The 21,613-nt window shown below is 45.7% G+C and carries 20 protein-coding genes and 1 other annotated feature; of the genes, 3 read left to right on the top strand and 17 right to left on the bottom strand.

Going from position 1 to position 21,613, the window contains the following annotated elements; translation table 11 throughout:
- Window positions 1–76: 76 nt before the first annotated feature.
- Entirely contained in the window at window positions 77–445 is a 369-nt protein-coding gene (locus tag V6C21_RS08665; protein ID WP_034837705.1) for an ArsR/SmtB family transcription factor, read from the bottom strand.
- Between the two features lie 351 nt (window positions 446–796).
- Here V6C21_RS08665 and V6C21_RS08660 point away from each other — a divergent pair, with 351 nt between their 5' ends.
- Together V6C21_RS08660 and V6C21_RS08655 are read left to right on the top strand one after the other, a co-directional pair.
- Window positions 797–1,657 (top strand): epoxyqueuosine reductase, encoded by an 861-nt coding sequence (locus V6C21_RS08660; RefSeq protein ID WP_479268811.1) that lies wholly within the window; start codon window positions 797–799, stop codon window positions 1,655–1,657.
- A 5-nt stretch (window positions 1,658–1,662) separates the two neighbouring features.
- Window positions 1,663–2,073 (top strand): CBS domain-containing protein, encoded by a 411-nt coding sequence (locus V6C21_RS08655; protein WP_034837708.1) that lies wholly within the window; start codon window positions 1,663–1,665, stop codon window positions 2,071–2,073.
- Window positions 2,074–2,460: 387 nt separating this feature from the next.
- Here V6C21_RS08655 and V6C21_RS08650 read toward each other — a convergent pair whose 3' ends face one another.
- The 5 genes from V6C21_RS08650 to hrcA all read right to left on the bottom strand — a co-directional run bounded on the left by V6C21_RS08650 (window position 2,461) and on the right by hrcA (window position 8,788).
- Complete coding sequence (locus V6C21_RS08650) at window positions 2,461–3,480, bottom strand: LacI family DNA-binding transcriptional regulator (RefSeq protein WP_045085713.1); 1,020 nt, start codon at window positions 3,478–3,480, stop codon at window positions 2,461–2,463.
- A gap of 269 nt (window positions 3,481–3,749) precedes the next feature.
- Window positions 3,750–4,901: a molecular chaperone DnaJ gene (gene dnaJ, locus V6C21_RS08645; protein ID WP_034837713.1), complete on the bottom strand. Its 1,152-nt coding sequence runs from the start codon at window positions 4,899–4,901 to the stop codon at window positions 3,750–3,752.
- Window positions 4,902–5,053: 152 nt separating this feature from the next.
- Entirely contained in the window at window positions 5,054–6,910 is a 1,857-nt protein-coding gene (dnaK, locus tag V6C21_RS08640; protein WP_034837716.1) for a molecular chaperone DnaK, read from the bottom strand.
- Between the two features lie 58 nt (window positions 6,911–6,968).
- Window positions 6,969–7,751, bottom strand: a complete 783-nt coding sequence (gene grpE, locus V6C21_RS08635) for a nucleotide exchange factor GrpE (protein WP_479268810.1) — start codon at window positions 7,749–7,751, stop codon at window positions 6,969–6,971.
- Between the two features lie 11 nt (window positions 7,752–7,762).
- Window positions 7,763–8,788: a heat-inducible transcriptional repressor HrcA gene (gene hrcA, locus V6C21_RS08630; protein ID WP_034837718.1), complete on the bottom strand. Its 1,026-nt coding sequence runs from the start codon at window positions 8,786–8,788 to the stop codon at window positions 7,763–7,765.
- A 419-nt stretch (window positions 8,789–9,207) separates the two neighbouring features.
- Window positions 9,208–9,465: a binding site (T-box leader), on the top strand.
- Window positions 9,466–9,561: 96 nt separating this feature from the next.
- Here hrcA and cimA point away from each other — a divergent pair.
- Window positions 9,562–11,160: a citramalate synthase gene (gene cimA / locus V6C21_RS08625; protein ID WP_045085716.1), complete on the top strand. Its 1,599-nt coding sequence runs from the start codon at window positions 9,562–9,564 to the stop codon at window positions 11,158–11,160.
- 81 nt (window positions 11,161–11,241) lie between these two features.
- Here cimA and V6C21_RS08620 read toward each other — a convergent pair whose 3' ends face one another.
- From V6C21_RS08620 to frr, 11 genes are all read right to left on the bottom strand, one after another.
- Entirely contained in the window at window positions 11,242–11,697 is a 456-nt protein-coding gene (locus tag V6C21_RS08620; protein WP_034837723.1) for a nucleoside-diphosphate kinase, read from the bottom strand.
- Window positions 11,698–11,724: 27 nt separating this feature from the next.
- The gene (locus V6C21_RS08615) at window positions 11,725–12,948 is read right to left on the bottom strand and encodes a peptidase U32 family protein (RefSeq protein ID WP_034837726.1); all 1,224 of its coding nucleotides are present in this window, start codon (window positions 12,946–12,948) and stop codon (window positions 11,725–11,727) included.
- A gap of 42 nt (window positions 12,949–12,990) precedes the next feature.
- Window positions 12,991–14,304 (bottom strand): endolytic transglycosylase MltG, encoded by a 1,314-nt coding sequence (mltG, locus tag V6C21_RS08610; protein ID WP_479268809.1) that lies wholly within the window; start codon window positions 14,302–14,304, stop codon window positions 12,991–12,993.
- Between the two features lie 409 nt (window positions 14,305–14,713).
- Window positions 14,714–15,292: a 5-formyltetrahydrofolate cyclo-ligase gene (locus V6C21_RS08605; RefSeq protein WP_034837729.1), complete on the bottom strand. Its 579-nt coding sequence runs from the start codon at window positions 15,290–15,292 to the stop codon at window positions 14,714–14,716.
- Between the two features lie 43 nt (window positions 15,293–15,335).
- Window positions 15,336–15,866, bottom strand: a complete 531-nt coding sequence (locus V6C21_RS08600; protein WP_479268808.1) for a DJ-1 family glyoxalase III — start codon at window positions 15,864–15,866, stop codon at window positions 15,336–15,338.
- A gap of 31 nt (window positions 15,867–15,897) precedes the next feature.
- Window positions 15,898–16,944 (bottom strand): flavodoxin-dependent (E)-4-hydroxy-3-methylbut-2-enyl-diphosphate synthase, encoded by a 1,047-nt coding sequence (gene ispG / locus V6C21_RS08595; protein ID WP_479268807.1) that lies wholly within the window; start codon window positions 16,942–16,944, stop codon window positions 15,898–15,900.
- A gap of 6 nt (window positions 16,945–16,950) precedes the next feature.
- Window positions 16,951–17,958 carry an RIP metalloprotease RseP gene (gene rseP / locus V6C21_RS08590; RefSeq protein ID WP_479268864.1) on the bottom strand — a complete coding sequence of 336 codons (1,008 nt, stop codon included), beginning with the start codon at window positions 17,956–17,958 and terminating at the stop codon, window positions 16,951–16,953.
- 51 nt (window positions 17,959–18,009) lie between these two features.
- Complete coding sequence (locus V6C21_RS08585; protein ID WP_034837739.1) at window positions 18,010–19,185, bottom strand: 1-deoxy-D-xylulose-5-phosphate reductoisomerase; 1,176 nt, start codon at window positions 19,183–19,185, stop codon at window positions 18,010–18,012.
- An 87-nt stretch (window positions 19,186–19,272) separates the two neighbouring features.
- Entirely contained in the window at window positions 19,273–20,118 is an 846-nt protein-coding gene (locus tag V6C21_RS08580) for a phosphatidate cytidylyltransferase (RefSeq protein WP_479268806.1), read from the bottom strand.
- A gap of 34 nt (window positions 20,119–20,152) precedes the next feature.
- Complete coding sequence (locus V6C21_RS08575; RefSeq protein ID WP_479268805.1) at window positions 20,153–20,902, bottom strand: isoprenyl transferase; 750 nt, start codon at window positions 20,900–20,902, stop codon at window positions 20,153–20,155.
- A gap of 127 nt (window positions 20,903–21,029) precedes the next feature.
- Complete coding sequence (gene frr, locus V6C21_RS08570; protein WP_034837743.1) at window positions 21,030–21,581, bottom strand: ribosome recycling factor; 552 nt, start codon at window positions 21,579–21,581, stop codon at window positions 21,030–21,032.
- Between the last annotated feature and the right edge of the window lie 32 nt (window positions 21,582–21,613).

The following is a 21,613-nucleotide window of genomic DNA, read 5'->3' as shown; positions in this document are numbered from 1 at the left end:
TCAATCATACTTTCCTGACGCTATTATTGTATGCAATGAACAGTTGAACATCTATTCAAGTATTAGTGCAAAAAAATTATTTTTCCTCAATATGCGACAATCCCTGGTCGAAAATATTCTTTACATGGTCATCATCGAGAGAATAATAGACAACTTTGCCCTCCCTGCGGTACTTGACAAGCTTGGATTGCTTCAGCACCCTCAGTTGGTGCGATATGGCCGACTTGGTCATGCCCAGCAGGGCGGCGATATCGCAAACGCACATTTCTGCTTTAAAAAGCGCGCAGATAATGCTGACCCTCGTGCTGTCCCCAAAAACCTTGAAGAAATCAGCCAAATCCATCAATTCTTCCTCACAGGGCATATGCTTGCGGACATCGTTGACGACATCCTCATGGATTATCGTGCAGTCACATCTATCATCGTCAGGAAAATATGAATTCATGAAGATGCCTCCTTTAACGGTTTAACAGTTGATTATTCGTTCAACTATATTGTATGACTGTTTTCTGCGGAAGTCAATAGGAATATTAAAATAATTGACATGACTCGAGATTTTTTCACTGCATTTTATTAACTTGTAATATTGCATTATTATATTACTGTTTGTAAAATTTAGAGTGAGCCACTCATAACCTAATATAGATTAATGCTCAATGAAATGCTCAAACTAATGTTATACATAATGTATACCTTCTCAAACTTTATTACTTTCTGTTATGACAATTCTTTAACCTATTTAAATCCGCTGCTTTGTTGTATAATATAATGTAATCAAGTTTTTATCGGGGTTTATATGAATGATTTGGTAACTATAAATGAAATAATGACGTCGTGCGGCATGCCCCATTGGGGTATAGCCTCCTTTGACAATGTCAAAACAGCGCTTTTGGAATGTAATGCAAAAAAGCGGCTTCCCGAGGGAGCACAATCAATTATTTCAGCCATTTTCCCCTACTACACCCATCATGCCGCCGGTGAAATATCACGTTATGCCGCGTCGGCTGATTATCATATCGTAGCGTTGCGCAGGCTGAACGACGCATGTGAAAAACTGCGCCGCGCCTACGAATACAATAGTTTTGAACCTTTCTGCGATTCATCACCGATACCGGAGGTTAAAACCGCCTGCCTCGCGGGTCTTGGCGTTCTCGGCAAAAATGGGCTGTTGATTACACCTGACTATGGCTCCTTTGTTTTTATCGGCGAGATTGTGACTGACCTTTCCCTGCCGCCCAACAATAAGCCTGCCGGCCGCTGCATGTCCTGCGGGCTTTGTGCCGACGCGTGCCCCTCAGGGTGCATTGCGGATAACAAAGTCGACTGCAGCCGCTGTGTATCCCATATAAGCCAGAAAAAAGGCGAATTGACCGCAGAAGAACAGGAACTTCTAAAAAAGGCCTCTACAATCTGGGGCTGTGATATCTGTCAAAATGTATGTCCCCATAATAAAAATCTCAAAGAGACCTATATAGATGAATTCAAAACCGATTTTGTCGACTCATTAGACGCTAAAGAAATTGAAGATGCCGGTTTTAAAAAGAAATATAAAGGTTATGCGTTTATGTGGCGCGGCAAAAATGTTTTGAAGCGCAACGTAAGTATATTGCATAGCGGCAAAGCGAATAATATCACTTGTACTACATTAAAGGAGTGATATTAATGCTGGTGCGCGAAATAATGACAACCCGTGTTGTCAGTGTCGAACCGTCATCTACTGTCAAGGACGCCGCGCTCCTTATGAACCGCCATAATATCGGTGCTGTCCCTGTCGTGGACGGCGGCTCTGTGCGGGGAATGCTGACGGACAGGGATATTGTATTGCGCTGCGTTGCCGAAAATCGTGACGCTTCAACGCTGAAAGTATCTGATATATGTTCACACGGTGCGGTTACTGTAAGCCCGTCACAGAATGTCTCAGAGGCTATCAACCTCATGGCCACCGAACAGGTCAGGCGGCTTCCCGTCGTCGACAACGGGCGTATCGTCGGCATGCTTAGTTTTGCTGATATTGCCCGCGAAAAGGCCGGTATGGAGATCGCAGAGGCCATCTCTGACATCTCAATGCCATAATCAATTCAAAGGCTGCAGCTTGACCTCTAAAAGTACAAAAAATCTGCAAATTAAATTCGTCAATAAAAGCCTTCGCCGTTCAATGGAAAGCGAAGGCTTTTGCTATTAAGTTTTAAATTAATTACAGTTCATTTACAGCGAATTCATTTTCTATTAATATTTCTTTTATATCATATATATAGAATCTTTTCATTACTCCTCCTCAAAAATATATTTTAAATTACCTCCTCTTTGACTTACCAAAGAGGAATTTTTTTATCATTATCTATGCTTTTTTATAGCCGGGTGGTTCTGCGTTTATGACTGCCAGAACCGCCCCACAAATAGCAATCTGTGCATGAAAAAGCCTGCCCATTTGAATAAATTTATTTTGGGCAGGCTTTGATTTTATGCTTTTGGTGTTTTTGGGAACAAGCATCTTACACTTTTCCGTTCAATAAGTTCCGGCTCAAATGTCCGCTCGTAATCCTGTTCGACATTGTTAAGCTGGTTTATCAGCATTGTCGCCGCCACCTTTCCCATCTCATACTTTGGCTGTGAGATTGTTGTCAGCGGCGGGTCAAGGACATCCGACAGCATAACATCGTCATAGCCGAGTATTGAAATATCCTCAGGTATTTTTAGCCCAATTGAACTAATGGCCTTGTAAGCACCGCATGCCATTAAATCATTAAACGCAAAAATAGCTGTGATATCCGTCTTGAGCAAAAATTTCGCACCGGCGACACCGGAGTCAAACTTGTAATTTCCATTGAAAACAATCGATTTGTCAAACTTCAGGCCAAATTCTTTAAGTGCTTTTTTATATCCTTTTAACCTGTCTTTTACTGTTCTTTCTTCCGGCGGCCCAGAAATAAGGCCAATTCTGGTATGTCCCTTTTCAAGCAGGTACTTTGTTGCAAGGTAACCGCCTCTGACATTATCAAACTTAACCTGATATACACCTTTTTTCGATTTATACACCCTGTCAAGCACGACAAAAGGCTTCTCCATGTCGAAATCTGAAGAAAATACTGTATCGGACCCTGCAATCGGCACAATTATAACCCCGTCGGTGCACCGCCCTTTTAAAATGTTGAGATACTCCTGCTGTTTTTTACTGTTTTCATCCGTATTGCACAGCATTACGTTATAACCGAGGCGATTAGCACCATCCTCAACGCCTCTTGCCATATCGGCAAAATACTGATTTGATATATCCGGTATGAGAAGGCCCAGCACATTGGTCCTCTTAGTCACGAGGCTCCGCGCAAGACCATTAGGTGTGAATTTCGTTTCTTTTATGGCGTCCAACACCCGCTGTCTTGTCTCATCACTGATGTCATAATCCTTATGGTTTAAGATTTTTGATATCGTCGTCACCGATACCTGTGCAAGTTTTGCCACATCATATATTGTCACTGCCATTGTAGTTCTCCATTCAAACAACAAGAGTTGAAGTTTATTGAGTTGGAAAATGTATTATTATACAAAGTCCATGAATTTTATCATTAGTTTATACCAAATATCGGCGTGAGTCAATATCAATTTTTCTAATATATTACACATTTTATTTAATTTTTCATAATTACGGCGCGATTCGTGTCCTTTTTTGCACAATTTTCTCTATATAAATGCAAAAAGCACCTTTCCATGAGGAAAAATGCTTTTGCAATCTATTGGCGTAATTAATTTTCTTAAAATCCCATTACATCTTTCAGCTTTTGGAAAAAGTTTTTACGCTTTTCATAATTCTTATTGTCGCTTGTGGTTTCATCAAACTGTCTTAAAAGTTCCTTTTGCTTCTCAGTTAAATTTCTCGGAACTTCAATATTAATCTTTACGTATTGGTCGCCCCTGCCGTACCGGTTAAGGTGCGGTATGCCTTTTCCGCGGAGCCTGAAGGATTCTCCGGGCTGTGTTCCGGGCGGAACTGTGTAGCTGACCTTTCCGTAAAGCGTCGGCACGGTTATTTCACACCCTAACGCGGCCTGGGTAAAGGTCAGAGGAACTTCACACCAGACATCATTGTTCACGCGCGTAAAAATCGGGTGTGGCTTTACCGATATCGATATGTCAAGGTCGCCTGCGGGGCCACCGTTTCTGCCATAGTCGCCTTGGCCGCGCAAAGTAATAACCTGACCGTCATTAATGCCGGCAGGAATATCAACTTCAAGCTTTCTCGGGCGGCGTACAAGCCCCACTCCATGACATTCTGGGCACGGAGTTTTTATAATCTTGCCGGTTCCGCCGCAGTGGTCACATGTACGTGTAGTAGAAATCATACCGATAGGGGTCCGCTGACTGATTTTGATTGTGCCGGTTCCGTGACAATAAGAACATTCTTCAGGCTTAGTACCCTTTTTCGCACCAGTCCCGTCACAGGCTGTGCACTTCTGAACCCTTGAACATTCAATTATCTTTTTGCAGCCCATTGCTGCTTCTTCAAAGGAAATTGAAAGATGTAAATGTATATCGCTGCCGCGTACCGGCCCGTTTCTGCGGACTGTGCTGCCAAAACCGAATATGTCTGAAAATATATCCCCGATGTCGCCAAAATCAAAGCCTGCCCCGCCGAATCCACCGAAGCCTGCGCCTCCGCCGCCGGCACCGAAATTCGGGTCTACGCCGGCATGGCCGAATTGATCATATCTTGCCCTCTTGTTTTTATCCGAGAGCGTTTCGTAAGCCTCATTTATCTCCTTAAACTTGGCCTCAGCTTCTTTGTCACCGGGGTTTAAGTCAGGGTGATATTTTTTTGCAAGTTTTCGGTAGGCTTTCTTTATATCTTCATCAGTTGCGTCTCTTGAAACCCCAAGTACCTCGTAATAGTCGCGTTTTTCGGCCAATCACTATCACCACTCATAATATTAGGAAGCCGCCGCTTTGACAATTTAGATTTAGTCAGCAGGGTTAAAACCTGCATTCAACCCCTTTTGGCGCTTCCTGTGAAAACACGCTTGAGCCGCTCCCCAAATAGTGGGGAGCGGCACAGCATTAATTATTTCTTGTCGTCGTCATTTACCTCACGATAATTTGCCTCGTGAATATCAGGGCCTCCGGCAGCTCCTGTGTATCCTCCCGTCGCTCCGGCACCAGGGCCACCTGTCGGGCCTCCCTGCTGCGCGTTCTGTGAATAAATGCGGGAAGTTACCTCATAAAGCTGCTTGGACAGCTCTTCCTGTGCGGTCTTTATCTTGTCAACATCTGTACCCTTAAGGGCTTCCCTGACCGCATTAAGCTTTTCGTCAATGGCTTTCTTCTCGTCTTCTGTTATCTTGTCGCCAAGGTCTTTCAAAGTCTTTTCAGTCTGGAAGATCATCTGATCAGCGGCGTTGCGGGTATCAACCTCTTTACGGCGCTTCTCATCTTCTTCCTTGTACTTTTCAGCTTCTTTTACAGCTCTCTCTATCTCTTCCTTGCTCATGTTGGTGGAAGAAGTGATAGTAATGTGCTGCTCTTTGCCAGTACCGCGGTCTTTTGCGGAAACATGGACTATACCGTTGGCGTCGATATCAAACGTAACTTCAATCTGCGGTACGCCGCGGGGTGCCGGCGGGATTCCGTCAAGATGGAAGACTCCGAGGGTCTTGTTATCCTTAGCCATCGGGCGCTCACCCTGAAGGACATGGACCTCAACTGAAGTCTGACCGTCAGCCGCAGTGGAGAATACCTGGCTCTTCTTGGTCGGAATTGTAGTATTGCGTTCGATAATCTTTGTGAAGACACCACCCAGTGTTTCGATACCGAGGGACAGCGGGGTGACATCAAGAAGAACCATGCCTTTAACGTCGCCGCCGAGAACACCGCCCTGGATAGCAGCGCCGATTGCGACACACTCGTCCGGGTTGATGCCTTTGAACGGCTCTTTGCCTGTGAAATTCTTTACAGCTTCCTGAACAGCAGGAATACGTGTTGAACCGCCGACCAAAAGTACCTTGTCAAGGTCTGAAGGACTCAGCTTTGCATCGGACAGAGCCTGACGTACCGGGCCCATTGTCGCTTCAACGAGGTCAGCAGTCAGCTCGTTGAACTTAGCTCTGGTAAGTGTCATGTCAAGGTGCTTCGGACCAGAGGCGTCCGCCGTAATGAACGGAAGATTGATATTAGTAGTGGTTACGCCTGAAAGCGCAATCTTAGCCTTTTCAGCCTCATCCTTAAGGCGCTGCATGGCAACTTTATCTGTCCTGAGATCAATACCGGTTTCTTTCTTAAAGTTATCGACCATCCAGTCAATGATGCGCTGGTCGAAATCGTCACCGCCGAGGTGGTTGTTACCAGCGGTTGCGAGAACTTCCTGAACGCCGTCGCCCATCTCAATGATGGAGACATCAAATGTACCGCCGCCGAGGTCAAATACCATTATCTTCTGGTCTTTTTCCTTATCTATACCATAAGCAAGCGCCGCGGCTGTCGGCTCGTTGATAATACGCTTTACTTCAAGGCCTGCAATGCGGCCCGCGTCTTTTGTTGCCTGGCGCTGGGAATCGGTAAAGTATGCAGGAACGGTTATGACGGCTTCGGTTACAGGTGCACCGAGGTAGCTCTCTGCGTCAGCTTTCAGCTTCATCAATATCATCGCAGAGATTTCCTGAGGTGTGAAGCTTTTGCCGTCTATATTGACTCTATAGTCACTACCCATTTTCCTCTTTATTGAAATTACAGTACGCTCAGGGTCTTTTATCGCCTGACGCTTTGCGAGCTGGCCTACCATCCTCTCGCCTGTTTTTGAAAACGCGACAACCGACGGAGTAGTACGTGCACCGTCTGAGTTTGGGATAACTACCGGCTCGCCGCCTTCTATAACAGCTACGCAGGAGTTAGTCGTACCAAGGTCTATACCTATTATTTTGCCCATAAGTTAAATACCTCCTAAAGGATTTCTTATACAATATTGAAAGTGTTTTTGGCTAATATCAGTTGGCTACTTTGACAACACTATGTCTGACTACTTTGTCTCCTATTTTATAGCCTTTCTGGAATACCTCTGTAATTATACCTTCGCCAAGATTCTCATCTTCGACGTGCATAACAGCTTCATGGTATTCAGGGTTAAAAACAGCATTCTGCGCTTCAATTTCTTCGACGCCAAGGGACTTAAATGCGTCGTAGAACTGCCGAAGAGTCATTTCAACGCCTTTTTCAAAGCTTTCAGAATTGGTACCTGCAAATGGCATTGCCCTTTCAAGATTATCAAGCACCGGCAGCAGTGCGAGAACAACCTTTGATTTGACATCAAGGCTTATGTTCTCTTTCTCAACAGCCGTGCGCCGGCGGAAATTCTCATATTCCGCTACCAGCCTCTCAAACTTGTCCTTGCACAATGAAATCCGTTCATTCAGATTTTCATTCTCTTCTTTGAGCTTATTATTCTCTTCCTTTAGCCTCTGTAATTCCTCCAATGTCTGACCGAGATAGGCCTTTAAAAGATCAATATCAGATGGCTTATCTTTATCATCGCCATCATTCTTCTTATCTTTTTCTTCTGGCTTTTCTTGGGCCTCTGACTTTTCTTTGGTTTCTTGCTTTTCTTGGGTTTCAGCCTTTTCCTTCTCTGCTTTAGCTTCTGCTTCGGACTTGTTGCTGTCGATTTTTTCCTTTTCTTCGGCTTTAGCAGTTTTCTTGCTGTTTCCCGCAGTCTGTTCCATGTTGTCTTTATTCTGGTTTTTCTTCACTGTCATGCCCCTTTCCGTTTTCATTTTTATACGCGTCAGTCGCCAAAACTGTCTTCAATAAACTTGCTCAGCATGTTAGAAAAATATTCTATACTTGAAACCATCTTCGGGTAATTAATCCTTGCCGGCCCTATTATGCCCACTGTTCCGCATACCCTGCCGTTAAGTGCATACGGCGCAGCGATAATCGCGGAATTATCCATAAACGGCATACCGTTTTCACAGCCTATTTTAACCTTGACACCGCTTTCCATATCGCCGATAATGCGCATAAGTTCATCCCGGTGCTCCAGCAGCTTCATCATCTTTATAAGTTTATCTCCGTCGATATCGCGGTATGCAAGCAAATTGGAAGCTCCGCCAATAAAAACCTCGTTGCTTATCGACCTAAGTTCCTCCGCTATTGCATCGACAACCGGCGAAAGGGCAAATGTATACTCATAAAGTTCATGCTTGACTTTATCGAGAAATTCCTCGGTCATATCCTCAAGCTTCAGGCCGCAGAAACGGTCGTTTACAAGCTGATAAAAGAAATTCATCATATCAGGTGTCAAATTCTCAAGGGTTTTGCATATCCTGCTCTTTATTATCCCTGAGGATGTAAGTATCACCATTAGAATGGACCTTAGCCCTGAGGGGAATATCTCAATCCGCTTTATCGTCGCCGCTTTGTCATTCGGGGCAGTTGATACAGATGCACACCCAGTTATGTCTGCGAGAATATCACAGGCTTTTTCAAGCGTGCTCTCAATATCCCCGACTTGTAAATTAAAAAGCTCGTCGTAAGCGGCACGTTCCGAGTCAGAAAGTTCATATTCACCCATCAAATGGTCAACATACATACGGTATCCGAGAATTGTCGGCACCCTTCCGGCCGAGGTATGTGGCTGGCTAATAAACCCCATGTCGGTCAGCTCTGCCATCTCGTTGCGTATCGTAGCAGGAGATAAATTAATTCCCGTTTCTTTTGCAAGAAATTTCGAGCCAACCGGTTCTCCGGTTATAATGTATTCCTCAACGATAGCGCTTAGTATGCGTTTTTTCCTTTCTGACAGCTCCATGAAAATCACCGACCTTAAACCAAACCGTGCTGCCTTCCGATAATCTTAATAATCTACAAAGGCTTCTCCTTTCAACTGCACCAGCCAAAACAAACCAGCGGCTGCGTGCGAATTCGACACTTGCGCCTTTAATAATCTTTCCTTTGTTAGCACTCTGTAATCGAGAGTGCTAAAAACCTAATAATGAATTTATCACTAATTTATCCAAATGTCAATACTTTTATTGAAAAAGGCTCAGCTTATTTATTGAGTAAAATTGGCGCTCTTTAGGCAAAGCAGAATTCTCAAAAATTCACATTAAAATCAGTATAAAATTATTTCACGGCATTACCAAGTTGTCGCTTTTTAAAAAATTTTCTAATAAACGTATATTTATTTGTTGACAAAGAAATTAAAGCGTAATATGATAGAATACAATAAAAAAAGCGATGACAGGGACAGCAGCATTCGTAAACGCGTTCAGAGAGCTGCCGGTTGGTGAAAGGCAGCCGCGCACGATTGTGAAAATCACCCTTGAGCTGACTGCCGAAAGGCTGCGGGCCGAGTAGAACAGTACGTGCTTCCCGCGTTAAGGGGAACACTGTTGTAAGACAGTGGTTGAGAGGGCGGATATTCCGTCAATAAGAGTGGTAACGCGGAGCTAATTGGAACAGAATCATTACAGCTTCGTCTCTTAAGCAAGAGACGAAGCTGTTTTTTATGTTAACCGTTTGTATGTATTTTAATCAGCTTGGGTTCAGTATTATTTTAATTTGCCAAAGGAGGGCGGTTTTGTGGATAAAACGGTTGAACTTTATGATTCAACACTGCGCGACGGGGCGCAGGCCGAAGGAATTGCCTTTTCTGTGGAGGATAAATTAAATATTACAAAGATGCTTGACCGTCTCGGTATCACATACATAGAGGCGGGAAATCCGGCCTCTAACCCAAAAGACATTGAGTATTTCAAACGGGTTAAAAACATCCATCTATCAAAATCTAAAATCTGCGCTTTTGGCAGCACGCGGCACCGCGGCGTATCAATATCTGACGACATCGGCGTAAAAGCCCTGCTTATGGCTGGAACCGACACAGTCGCAATATTTGGGAAATCATGGGACCTTCACGTCACGAAGGTGCTGCGCACCACCCTGCATGAGAACCTGAACATGATCAGGGAAACGGTTGCGTTTTTTAAGGCCGCCGGCAAAGAGGTGATTTTTGACGCGGAGCACTTTTTTGACGGGTACAGGCAAAACAGCCGCTATGCCATGGAGACACTTAAAGCCGCCTGCGAGGGCGGGGCGGATGTCCTCTGCCTCTGTGATACCAACGGCGCCTCATATATGAATGAGATATTTGAATTGACCTGCAAGGTGATAAACAGATTCGGCAAACGGACGGCTATACACTGCCACAATGATATGGGGCTTGCAGTGGCCAACTCAATGATTGCCGTTGATGCCGGCGCAGTACAGGTTCAGGGAACATTTTTAGGTTTCGGTGAGAGGTGCGGTAACGCGGACCTTTCAACACTGCTTGCGAATTTGCAGCTTAAACGGGGCATTAACTGTATTCCAGAGGAAAATATGCAACTGCTGACAACGGTTTCCCGCGGCATTGCAGAGATTGCCAATATAAAGCTGCCCCACGACCATCCTTATGTCGGCTCTTGTGCTTTTGCCCACAAGGGAGGCATGCATATCGACGGGGTCAGGAAAATCCCGCAGTCCTTTGAGCACATTTCGCCTGATACCGTCGGCAATGAGCGCAAGTTTTTGTTCTCAGAATTCAGCGGCAGGTCAACAGTCCTTTCTGAGATAAGAAAGATTGACCCGACGATAAGCAAGGATTCCCCGCAGACAAGGAAGGTTATGCAGCGTATCAAGGAACTCGAGCATTACGGCTACCAGTTCGAGGGTGCGCCTGCCGCCGTTGAGCTTCTTATCAGGAAGGTGTTGGGGCTTTACAAACCCTTCTTTGAACTTGAACATTACAAGATTATAGGCGAACAGCCAGCGAAAGACGATAACATGTCGTCAACTGCCGTTATAAAAATAAAAGTGGGCGGAAAAAGTGAAATCACAGCAGCGCAGGGAGACGGCCCGGTTCACGCCCTTGACAATGCCCTTCGAAAAGCTCTGTCGGTATTTTATCCGTCACTCAGCGATGTCAGGCTTATAGATTACAAGGTTCGTGTAATGGAACCGCGCGACGCGACCGCCTCAAAGGTAAGGGTTCTTATTGAGACAACCGACGGCAAAAACAATTGGAGCTGTGTGGGCGTTTCAAGCGACGTCATAAAGGCTTCCTGGATAGCTCTCGTCGATTCAATAGAATATAAACTTACGATGGATTATGAAAAAGCCGCCAAAAAAGATACAGTGAAGTAATCTGCGGTCAAAACTAAAAAGGGCTGTATCAAAGTCCTGTGTAGTCACAGCACTTTGATGCAGCCCTTGATTTATATTCTATTAGATTTTATATTTCGGAAGCCAAATTGAAATTTCGCGTTTAACAGCCTCGGGGCTGTCGGAAGCATGTATCAAATTTCTGACTACCCTGCCTTCGGCAACTGAACGGGCATAACTGTCGCCAAGGCCCAAATCACCGCGTATTGTGCCTTTTTCTGCTTTTGCGGGTTCTGTAGCGCCAACTATGCGGCGCACCTGCGCTATGATATCGTCGCCACCAGAAAGGATTATCGGCACAACTGTTTTGTTAAGGAACATGTCGAGCATATGCTGAGCAAATTCTTCGCCGTATTTTGCAATTACTTCTTCATAGTGCCTTCTAATCTTATCTTCCGTCGCAATCTGAACGTCAAAGCACTCGATGGAAATACCGTTTTTTTTGAAGTATTGCATGATGTCATACCCAAGCCCTCTTTGTACCGCATCAGGTTTTAACATGACAAAAGTAATACCCATTAACTTTTCCTCCCTTTAATCAAGTCTTTATAAGTTACTGGGGATTTTTCGCAATATTCCATTTTTGCACGGTGCTTCGCTTAAATCCAGGAATACTCTCATTCCCGGATGGACTGCGCGGGAGATTTTTTCTCCGTTCTCATCATAAATCTGTCTAACCTTTACCGGTCTGCCCGTCTTTCCCGGCTCGAGAAGTTCAAAAGTGTCCAGCGGCGAGAACGGATTCCTCTCAAGGCACTCCGCAAGGCCATTCTTTTCGCCTATTATCTTAGCCGCTATATCCCAATTCCTTATATATGCGGCGCCCTTGTATATCTGCCCCTTTTCTATCGGGCCAAAATAAAATCCAGTGCAATAATCCCTGTGGCTCACCTTGTTGACTTCATCCAATAGGCTTTTGTCAAATTTATATTGCTCTCCTTCTGACATAAACCTGTCTATTGCCATGCGGTAGGCGTTTGTAATAACAGCGACATAATAAGCCGATTTTGCGCGCCCTTCAATTTTAAAGCTTGTTATTCCGGCGCGAACAAGCTCCGGAATATGCTCTATCATGCACAAATCCCGCGAATTAAGTATATAAGTTCCTTGATCGTCCTCATAAATCGGCATATATTCGCCGGGCCTTGTGCTTTCACAGAGCGCATAGCTCCAGCGGCAGGGCTGCGCGCACTCTCCTCTGTTGGAGTCACGGCCCGTAAGATAATTGGAAAGCAGACACCTTCCAGAAAAGGAAACGCACATGGCGCCGTGGACAAATGCCTCTATTTCAAGCAGGCGCGGTGTGTGTTCTCTTAATACAGAGATTTCGCGAAGGCTCATTTCCCTCGCCAAGACAACCCTTTTGACCCCCATTGAATAAAGAACGTTCGCTGAGGCATAGTTTACTACGCCGGTCTGAGTCGACGCATGGAGCTCAATACCTTTGGCATATTTTTTGGCAAGCTCTATAACTCCAAGGTCAGTGACAATAAGAGCGTCTACACCGGCGTCTTTCGCTACTTCAAAAAAGCGCGGGAGCTTGTCTATCTCGTCGTTTCTGGGGAGGGTATTGCAGGTAAGATATATCTTCACGCCGTTTTTATGAGCAAACTCTACGGCGCGGCAAAGCTCTTCTTCACCAAAATTCCGTGGAGATGTGCGCATTGAGAACATCCTGCCTCCGAGATATACCGCGTCGGCGCCAAAGGCGACCGCCGCCTCAAGGCTCTCGAAATCACCGGCAGGGGACAAAAGTTCAGGTTTTTTCATCAATTTAACTGACCTCAAAAACAAATATTATTTTGCCACTTATCAATCGTCGCTTTTTGTAACATTTGTGCCTCCGGCCTTGCCTGTGTTTTCAGCCTTTCTGACGTTGACAAGGTGTTTCGCAAATGTCTCGGCATAATAGTAATTGCCGTTTTTATCGGTGACAAAATAATAGTATTTTGTATCTGCGGGAGACAACGCGGCGTCAATTGCGGCAAGTCCCGGATTGCAGATAGGCCCAGGCGGCAGCCCTTCATGCTTATATGTGTTGTAAGCAGACGCTATATTCGTGCTGTTGACCGGCAGTATTGGTTCAATGTCTCTGGTCGCATAGAAGATTGTAGCGTCTGACTGAAGGAGCTTTTTCCCGTTGACACCGTTTTTAAGACGGTTGTGGAAAACGGAAGATACCTTCGCCATCTGGTCCTTATTGCTCGACTCGGCCTGAATAATTGACGCGAGTGTTATTACTTCATCGACTGTCATGCCCGACGCCTGAGTGGCTTTTCTGAAGGATTCATCAAAGCGCGTTTCAAAGTTTTTCAGCATCTTTTTGACAACAGCGTCCGGTGCCTGGTCGACATAAAATTCATAAGTATCAGGGAAAAGATACCCCTCAAGCCGATAGAAGCGGTCTGAATTGTTAGGAATCTGCGAACTGAATTCGAATTTAATGTCCTCTTTCTCGACCGCACTCAAAAACTGTTGTTTCGTGCAAACCTTCTTTTGCTCCAGCCGCTCACCTATCTGCTGAAGCGTAAAGCCCTCCGGAATCGTGACCTTGACAGTGGCCCGAGTCGTTGACTTCAATTTCCGTATTATAGCGTCATAACTCATGGACGAGCTCAATGAAAACTGTCCTTCGTGCAGGCCCTGTTTGTTGCTTATCTTCGCATACAACTTGAATATAAACGCACTGCGTATGATGCCGTTCTTTTTTAGAATATCAGCAACCTTATCAATAGATGTATCATTCTTCGTTAACGTTATTTCAGTGGTCTTTTCCGGCCTGAACATGCCTAAATAATCGGTGGCAGCATATAATATTCCTACTGCGAGTAATATTGACACAAGAATAATACTTAGAGTATATATAAATGATTTTAACAGCGGGTGCTTTCTTGGTTCTTCATCAGTCTCTTCATATCCGCTGTCTTCTTGCTCTTCTTCCTGATTGGTTTTATCAGCCGGAAGCGTTATATTAAAGATTTTTTCGCTGTAATGAGACTTTGGTTTCTCATTTTCCGGTTTTGCAGCCGCGTTTTTTTCCTCTTCCAAGCCATGGGCTGAAGCTGAGGCTTGTTCCTTTTCTTCAGGGCTGCTGTCGGCCTTAATCTTTTTTTCGTCTTGCTCCATATAGTTCCTCCGCTTAAAAATAATCTGGCCGGGCTAACCATGCCCTCGGCAGTCGCCAAGAGTTTAGTAACGAAGCTATACAGCTTGTCATAAGATGTAAGGAGCCCGGTTAAACAGCTGATACTGTAGTTGAGGTGAACAAGATGTGTTGTTATGGCGGATTTCGCAGCAGCCTCTGGATACTTGTCCTTTTAGTGATAATATTATGCTGCTGCAACAATAATTTTTGCTGCAAGAGCCCGTGCAACTGCTGCTGACCTGACTTACATGCTTCGCAGAAAAGCCCCCACGCGGGGCTTTCTTTAATTTACGCCAAAATGCTTAAAGCATAAAAGTCCTAATGATATCATTATACATCAACAAACTGAATTTGTCAGCCTTCTGGCAGCAATTACAGCATATCGGGCTTTTATTTTCTTATTCTTATAATCTCTTTTTCAGTAACAATAATCTTTGCGGGGACATCAAATCTTCCCCTTGGCAGCGGAGTTCTGGACAGAACATCTGAGAAGCAGACGCCGACTGTTGTTCCTTTAAAAGTCTGCAAAAACCTGTCGTAATAGCCTTTTCCGTATCCGAGTCTTGTCCCGTATCGGTCAAACGCGAGCCCGGGCAAGACACAGAACCCTTTTCTGCTCGTGCAAAGCTTTTTGGGGTTTATACGCGGTTCAAGTATGCCGTAGCTGCCCTTTTCAAGTTCTTCAATGCTATTTATATAATAAAAGTCTATGTTTGGTTTGCCCTCAACGCAGCGAGGAACGGCAATCCTTTTGCCGTCATTATGTGCCGTCTCAATGAAAGCAAATGTATCGACTTCAAATTTCAGTGAAACATATGTCAGTACAAGTTCCGCGTTTTTATATTCTTCGAGTTTTGTTAAGTTACTTAAAATTTTAGCGCTTTTTTCAGCTCTTTCCTCATCGGAAAGAGCTGCACGGATCTTTTTCATCCGCTCACGAAGCGCTTTTTTCCGATAATATGTGTTCATCTATTTCATCCTAAAACAATTCTGATAATTTATTTATTGATTGTCAGAGTAAAATCTTCATCCCTGATTTTACCTTTTCAGCATTTTTGTTAAGACGCTCGGCGAGTTTCAGCCCAAAAGCAAAAGCGGCCCCGGGACCGTTGGCTGTGATAAACTGCCCGTCCTCACAGACTTGGGTATCCATAACTTCTGCTCCGTAGAGCTCCGCTTCAAAGCCGGGATAGCAAACGGCCTTTTTGCCCTTCAGCAATCCCTTATGGCCCAAAATGGACGGCGCCGCACAAATAGCCCCGATAGTGGCACCGCTCTTTACCGCGTGGTCTATCGCCTTCTGGACACCTTCGCTTTTCTCCAGATTTGATGTCCCCGGTCCGCCCGGCAGCACTATCATTTCGGCGTTGTCGGAGATTTCGCTAAGCTCTATATCGGCTGTGACGATGATTCCGTGGGCGCCCTTTACCTGCTTGCCGCTGACGCCGACTGTTTTCACCTCTGCCCCGCTGCGGCGCAGTATATCAACCGGCGCTATTGCTTCAACTTCCTCAAAACCATCGGCCAGAAAAACATATACCATTTTGCATAACCTCCCTTTAATGTAAATCAAATCACATCTTTTCTATTTCAGCCATAAGTTCATCCAAAGCAACTGCTTCGGGAACCTTGCGCAATATCTTGCCGTTTTTGAAAATAAGGCACTGACCGTCTCCTCCGGCCAAACCGATATCCGCCTCGCGGGCTTCACCGGGGCCGTTGACAGCGCAGCCCATAATTGCCACCTTCAGCGGCTTGTCGACCGCTGCAAGGCGTTTTGAAGCTTCCTTGGCAAGTTTTATAATATCCACCTTTGTGCGTCCGCAGGTAGGGCAGCTAATAATCTGCACGCCCCTGTTGTAAAGCCCAGCCGCGCGCAGTATCTCAATGCCCGCCTTAACCTCTTCTGCCGGATCATCGGTCAGCGAAACGCGGATTGTGTCGCCGATACCGCGCATAAGCAGCGAGCCTATACCCACCGCCGACTTAATCAATGCCGCAGTGCCGGTGCCGGCTTCTGTGACGCCGAGGTGGAGGGGATAATCACACATTTCGCTTAACAGTTCATATGCTTCAACCATCGTCTGAACATCTGAGGATTTCAGCGAAATGACAATGTCGTCAAAGTCGTATTTATTAAGCAGTTTGACATGCCGCATTGCGCTTTCGCACATTGCCTGAGGTGTCGGCTTTCCGTATTTTGCGAGGATATCGCGTTCAATTGAGCCGGAATTGACCCCAACGCGTATCGGCACGCCCTTCAACTTACATGCGTCGGCGACGGCTTTTACCCTATCCTCGCCTCCGATATTGCCGGGGTTAATACGTATCTTGTCTGCGCCTGCCGCCACAGATTCTATCGCTAAGCGGTAGTCAAAATGTATATCCGCGACAACTGGCATGCCGAGTTCCTTGAGCTTTGGGATAAGCGGCACAGTTTCCTTATCCGGTATTGCGACGCGGATAATAGAGCAGCCGGCGTCACGCAGGCGTTTTGCCTGCGCAAGATTGGCCTCAAAGTCATGGGCAGGGGCACACAGCATAGACTGCACAGTAACAGGGCTCCCGCCGCCTATGAGGACACCGCCTGCCATAACCATTTTCGTTTTTCTTCGCTGCATCTTATCTTACCCCTTTATTAGCCGCATTATGTCATTGAAGGACACAATGACCATGAGTGCCATAAGGAGCGCGAAACCGGCAAAATGAATATATCCCTCGTATTTCGGGTTAATGGGTTTGCGTCTTATTCCTTCTATGATAAGGAAGAAAAGGCGTCCGCCGTCAAGGGCAGGCAGCGGGAACAGGTTCACAACGCCGAGGTTTACGGCAATCAAGGCAGCTACATACAGCAAATCCGGCAGTCCGGCTGCCGCCGCCTGGCCGACCGCCGCAGTAGTGCCAATCGGGCCCGCAAGGTCCTTTAGCCCGAACCGTCCCGTAAACAACTGGAGGAACGTCACCCAGACCAGCCTTACCATAGATATTGTCTGGAAAAATGATTCGTGCAAGACATTGAAAAAGGTCTTTTTCTGGCCTACTACCCAGAAATCGCGGCGTATCACTTTCCCGCCGTTGCCGTCGTCCATCATCGGGAACTGGACGTTTTTAAGGTCGACGAGTTTTCCGTCGCGTATTACCTGTATATCGACTACGCCGTCGCTGTCGAGCACCAAATCATACATGATATCGCTGCTGACATGGACACGCGCGCCGTTAATGCGGTAAATCTGGTCGCCGACCTGCATACCGCCCGGCGCATTGCTGGTAGCTTGGGAATCGAACTTCGCTACAGTAGTTGTAGCAATCGCCTGCGATATACAAGTTAATATTACAACCAGTATAAATCCAGTCACAATATTAGTAAAAGCGCCGGCGACAACAACCAATATTTTTTGCCAGACAGGCTTTTTATTGAAGGCTCTTTCGTCACTGCTCTCTTCGTCTTCGCCTTCCATTGCGCAGTAACCGCCAATAGGCAGTATGCGCAGGGCATAAGTTGTTTCTCCGCGTTTTATCTTAAATAAAGCGGGCCCCATGCCGACTGCAAATTCGTTGACCTTTACATTAGAAAGCTTCGCCACAATAAAGTGCCCAAGCTCATGGGTAAAGATAAGTACGCCGAAAACAAGTATGGCAATTATGATGCTTACTGCCGGATTGATATGAATCGTCCCCTTTGTAATTCAATTTCTAAGTGCAATTTTTAATTGTTTCAGTTCCTCATGCACATGAGCCCTCGCGGCTCTGTCCACTTCATAGACGTTGTCAAGCGTCATCTCATGCGGCAATGGCATAAACGCTGCGCTTTCAACAAGGTCACCTATATCGGTGAACCTTATCTTGCCGCTCAGGAACAATGAGACAGCCTCCTCATTGGCAGCGCTCGCCGCCGCAGTGCAAAGGCCGCCACGTTCTGCCGCTTTTATCATAACATCAAGGCATTTGAAGGTTTTAAGGTCGGGCTTTTCAAAGGTAAGCCGCGACACTTCAAACAGGTCAAGGGCCTTTGCCGGTGACATAAAGCGCTGCGGGTATGTCAATGCGTACTGAATGGGAATTCTCATGTCGGGTACGCCGAGCTGCGCAATTACCGCGCCGTCCTGAAACTCCACCGCCGAGTGGATAATACTCTGCCTGTGAACAACTATCTCTATCTTTTCCGGCGGCAGTGAAAAGAGCCAGCAGGCCTCCACAAGCTCCAGTCCCTTATTCATCAGCGTCGCGCTGTCTATTGTTATCTTCGCGCCCATTGCCCAATTCGGGTGGTGTAAAGCTTCAACAGGGGTTACATTCTGAAGCTCCTCATATGTCCTGCCGAAAAATGGCCCTCCGGACGCAGTAAGGATTATCTTTTTAATTTCACGTTTCGGGTTTGCACTTCCCTGAAGGCATTGAAAGACGGCGCTGTGCTCGCTGTCGACAGGAAGAATTCTGACGCCGTTTTCTTCCGCCTCACGCATGACAATTTCACCCGCGGAGACAAGCGATTCCTTGTTGGCCAAAGCTAGCGTCTTTTTTGCCCTGATTGCCGCAAGAGCAGGTGCCAGCCCCGCAATGCCGACAATGGAATCCAGTACGATGTCGGCAGAAGGAGCAGATGCAGCTTCACAGATACCGTCATTGCCGCCCAAAACCTTGCAGGGCAAATCCTTTATGCGCAGTTTCAGTTCGGCAGCGGCTCTTTCGTCCGCAACGGCGGCGATTTCCGGCCTAAATTCCCGAACCTGCTTTTCCAGCAAGTCTATATTTTTACCGGCCGCAAGCGCCGCAATCCTAAACCCCATCATTCTTGCGACATCAAGCGCCTGTGTTCCTATGGAACCGGTTGAACCGATTACCGAAATTGTTTTTTCCTGCAATTTATGCCTCCGAGTTGATACAGTTAAAATCAATCAATTCTAATCTATGAAAGATAACGCTGCAAACATGCAGTTTTCAGCAAAATATCAGAATACAATGGGGAACAATTTCATCCAGACTATTATCAGCGGAACAACAAAAAGCATACTGTCAAAACGGTCCAGAATACCGCCGTGGCCTGGAAGTATGGTACCGTAATCCTTGATATTGTTCTGACGTTTTATAATTGACGCGGAAAGGTCGCCTATTATGGAAACGGCCGCGCACGCAAGCGCTAAAATGATAACTGATAAATAATTATAGTTAGCCGTTATTCCGGAAAACTGCAAATAGGCGCCATAACCAAACAGGAACAATACAGAAAATACTACAGCAGATACAATGCCTCCGACAGCGCCTTCAATTGTTTTCTTCGGGCTGATTTTAGGCGAAAGCTTGTGCTTTCCCATCAGTGTTCCGAAAATATAGCCGCCGCCGTCTGTAATCCATGAGCCGATAAACGCAAGGGCTATATAGAATACCGGCAGGTCTTTTATGCGGCTGGAAACCAAATTATCGCGAATAAAGATAAGCCCTGTCAAAGAGGCAGTTATAAGCACAGTCACCATAAAACACAGCGCCATGCTTTCCACCCTTACAGTCTCATGCTCTTTGAGCATAACTGAAAAAAGGGCGAGTAAAAGTGCGAATGTCAGAAGTATGCCTGTTCCGGAAAACTTGCAATAATATGAAAATGGCAAAAGCGCCGCATATATATAGCAGCAGGCAATAAGCGCTTTGCTTTTGCTTATTCCGGCGGCGCCGAAAATTTCATGCACTGCGAGAATCGAAATAAGCGCCACGCCGACGTTTAGTACCATTGTTTTATAAAATAGCAAAACTATTATAAGAGCTGTGACACCGCAGGCCACAGTAATCATCCGTTGCTTCATCTAATTCTCCATTCTTCCGCTGTGCCAGCATTTTTTATATTCCGCCGAATCTGCGGATTCGTTTGTTGTAATCGTCAATAGCCATTTCAAGATGTCGTGGACTGAAATCAGGCCAGAGAACATCAGAATACCAAAACTCTGTATATGCGGATTGCCAAAGCATAAAGTTTGAAATCCGCTTTTCTCCGCTCGGCCTGATAATAATGTCAGGGTCAGGTTGACCAGCCGTGTATATTCTTTTTGATATTTCCTCTTCCGATATGTCTGATGGGTCTAAAATACCCTTCGAAATGTCTTCGCACAGTTTTTTCGCGGCTGCAACGATTTCCTGCCTCCCGCCGTAGTTTATGGCTATATTAAGCGTCAGGCCGGTTGCATCCGCAGTATCCTCTTCCGCTTCTTTTATCAGCTTTTGCAGGTCATCTGCGAGGGCAGAAATGTCGCCGATGAACCTGATTTTTATATTATCATTGTCAAGCGAGCTTATTGAATCCTTGAGATATTGCCTAAACAAATCCATAATGGCGTCGACTTCTTCTTGAGGGCGCTTCCAGTTTTCTGTAGAAAATGCGTAAACTGTAAGATACTTAAGCCCTATCTTATTGCAGTATTTTGCAATATTTTTAAAAGTGGACGCGCCAACAGAATGTCCGGCAGTGCGTGGGAGGCCGCGTTTTTTTGCCCAGCGCCCGTTTCCATCCATAATTATGCCAATATGCTGCGGAAGCTTGCGTTCGCGTTCAGCCTCTTTGCCCTTAATTTTCTTTCTGTCAAAGAATAACATTTGTACCTCCGAGCTGAATTACGAATTATTTCCAAATTCTTTTAGTACCAAATGTAGGCGAACCCTCTGGCTTCTCTCAAAAAGCCGTGGGGTTCGCCGGAATACCTAAACCTGTGCGCTTATAAAGTTAAATCTCCATTATTTCCTTCTCTTTTTGGGCACTCATTTCGTCAATTTCTTTACAGTATTTATCAGTGAGCTTCTGCATTTCCTTTTCAGCGTCCTTGAGGTCATCCTCAGTAATAAGGGACTTTTTCTTCTGTGCCTTGAAATCATCCAAAGCATCTCTTCTGATGGACCTTATAGCAATTTTTGATTCCTCGGCATATTTATGGACTGTTTTGACAAGTTCTTTGCGCCTCTCCTCACTCAGCGGAGGGAATGCTATACGAATAATTTTGCCATCGTTCTGGGGATTTATACCCAAGTCGGACGCCAAAATTGCCTTTTCGATATTTTTCGTTGCAGACGCATCCCAAGGCTGAATCTGCAGTATTCTCGCCTCGACTACGGAGATAGCCGCTATCTGATTAATTGGGGTCGGCGTTCCATAGTAGTCAACGCGGATTTTATCAAGAATTGCCGGATTGGCGCGCCCAGCACGAATTGTTCCATACTCCTTTGCCAAGGCCGCCACGGTTTTTTTCATTTTTTCTTCATAATCACTTGATTGTGCCATAAAAACAACTCCATTCCGCCGCTTCGCGCCGG

The sequence above is a fragment of the [Clostridium] cellulosi genome (assembly GCF_036762875.1).
Lineage (GTDB): Bacteria > Bacillota > Clostridia > Oscillospirales > Ethanoligenentaceae > Ruminiclostridium_D > Ruminiclostridium_D cellulosi.
Note: the sequence above shows the minus strand (reverse complement) of the source record. Positions and strands in the feature narration are given on the sequence as shown.

Coding starts and splice junctions, on each gene's coding strand:
- V6C21_RS08665 (WP_034837705.1), bottom strand. CDS start 445: ATGAATTCATATTTTCCTGACGATGATAGATGTGACTGCACGATAATC.
- V6C21_RS08660 (WP_479268811.1), top strand. CDS start 797: ATGAATGATTTGGTAACTATAAATGAAATAATGACGTCGTGCGGCATG.
- V6C21_RS08655 (WP_034837708.1), top strand. CDS start 1,663: ATGCTGGTGCGCGAAATAATGACAACCCGTGTTGTCAGTGTCGAACCG.
- V6C21_RS08650 (WP_045085713.1), bottom strand. CDS start 3,480: ATGGCAGTGACAATATATGATGTGGCAAAACTTGCACAGGTATCGGTG.
- dnaK (WP_034837716.1), bottom strand. CDS start 6,910: ATGGGCAAAATAATAGGTATAGACCTTGGTACGACTAACTCCTGCGTA.
- grpE (WP_479268810.1), bottom strand. CDS start 7,751: ATGAAAACGGAAAGGGGCATGACAGTGAAGAAAAACCAGAATAAAGAC.
- hrcA (WP_034837718.1), bottom strand. CDS start 8,788: ATGGAGCTGTCAGAAAGGAAAAAACGCATACTAAGCGCTATCGTTGAG.
- V6C21_RS08620 (WP_034837723.1), bottom strand. CDS start 11,697: ATGGGTATTACTTTTGTCATGTTAAAACCTGATGCGGTACAAAGAGGG.
- V6C21_RS08615 (WP_034837726.1), bottom strand. CDS start 12,948: ATGAAAAAACCTGAACTTTTGTCCCCTGCCGGTGATTTCGAGAGCCTT.
- mltG (WP_479268809.1), bottom strand. CDS start 14,304: ATGGAGCAAGACGAAAAAAAGATTAAGGCCGACAGCAGCCCTGAAGAA.
- V6C21_RS08605 (WP_034837729.1), bottom strand. CDS start 15,292: ATGAACACATATTATCGGAAAAAAGCGCTTCGTGAGCGGATGAAAAAG.
- V6C21_RS08600 (WP_479268808.1), bottom strand. CDS start 15,866: ATGGTATATGTTTTTCTGGCCGATGGTTTTGAGGAAGTTGAAGCAATA.
- ispG (WP_479268807.1), bottom strand. CDS start 16,944: ATGCAGCGAAGAAAAACGAAAATGGTTATGGCAGGCGGTGTCCTCATA.
- V6C21_RS08580 (WP_479268806.1), bottom strand. CDS start 20,118: ATGAAGCAACGGATGATTACTGTGGCCTGCGGTGTCACAGCTCTTATA.
- V6C21_RS08575 (WP_479268805.1), bottom strand. CDS start 20,902: ATGTTATTCTTTGACAGAAAGAAAATTAAGGGCAAAGAGGCTGAACGC.
- frr (WP_034837743.1), bottom strand. CDS start 21,581: ATGGCACAATCAAGTGATTATGAAGAAAAAATGAAAAAAACCGTGGCG.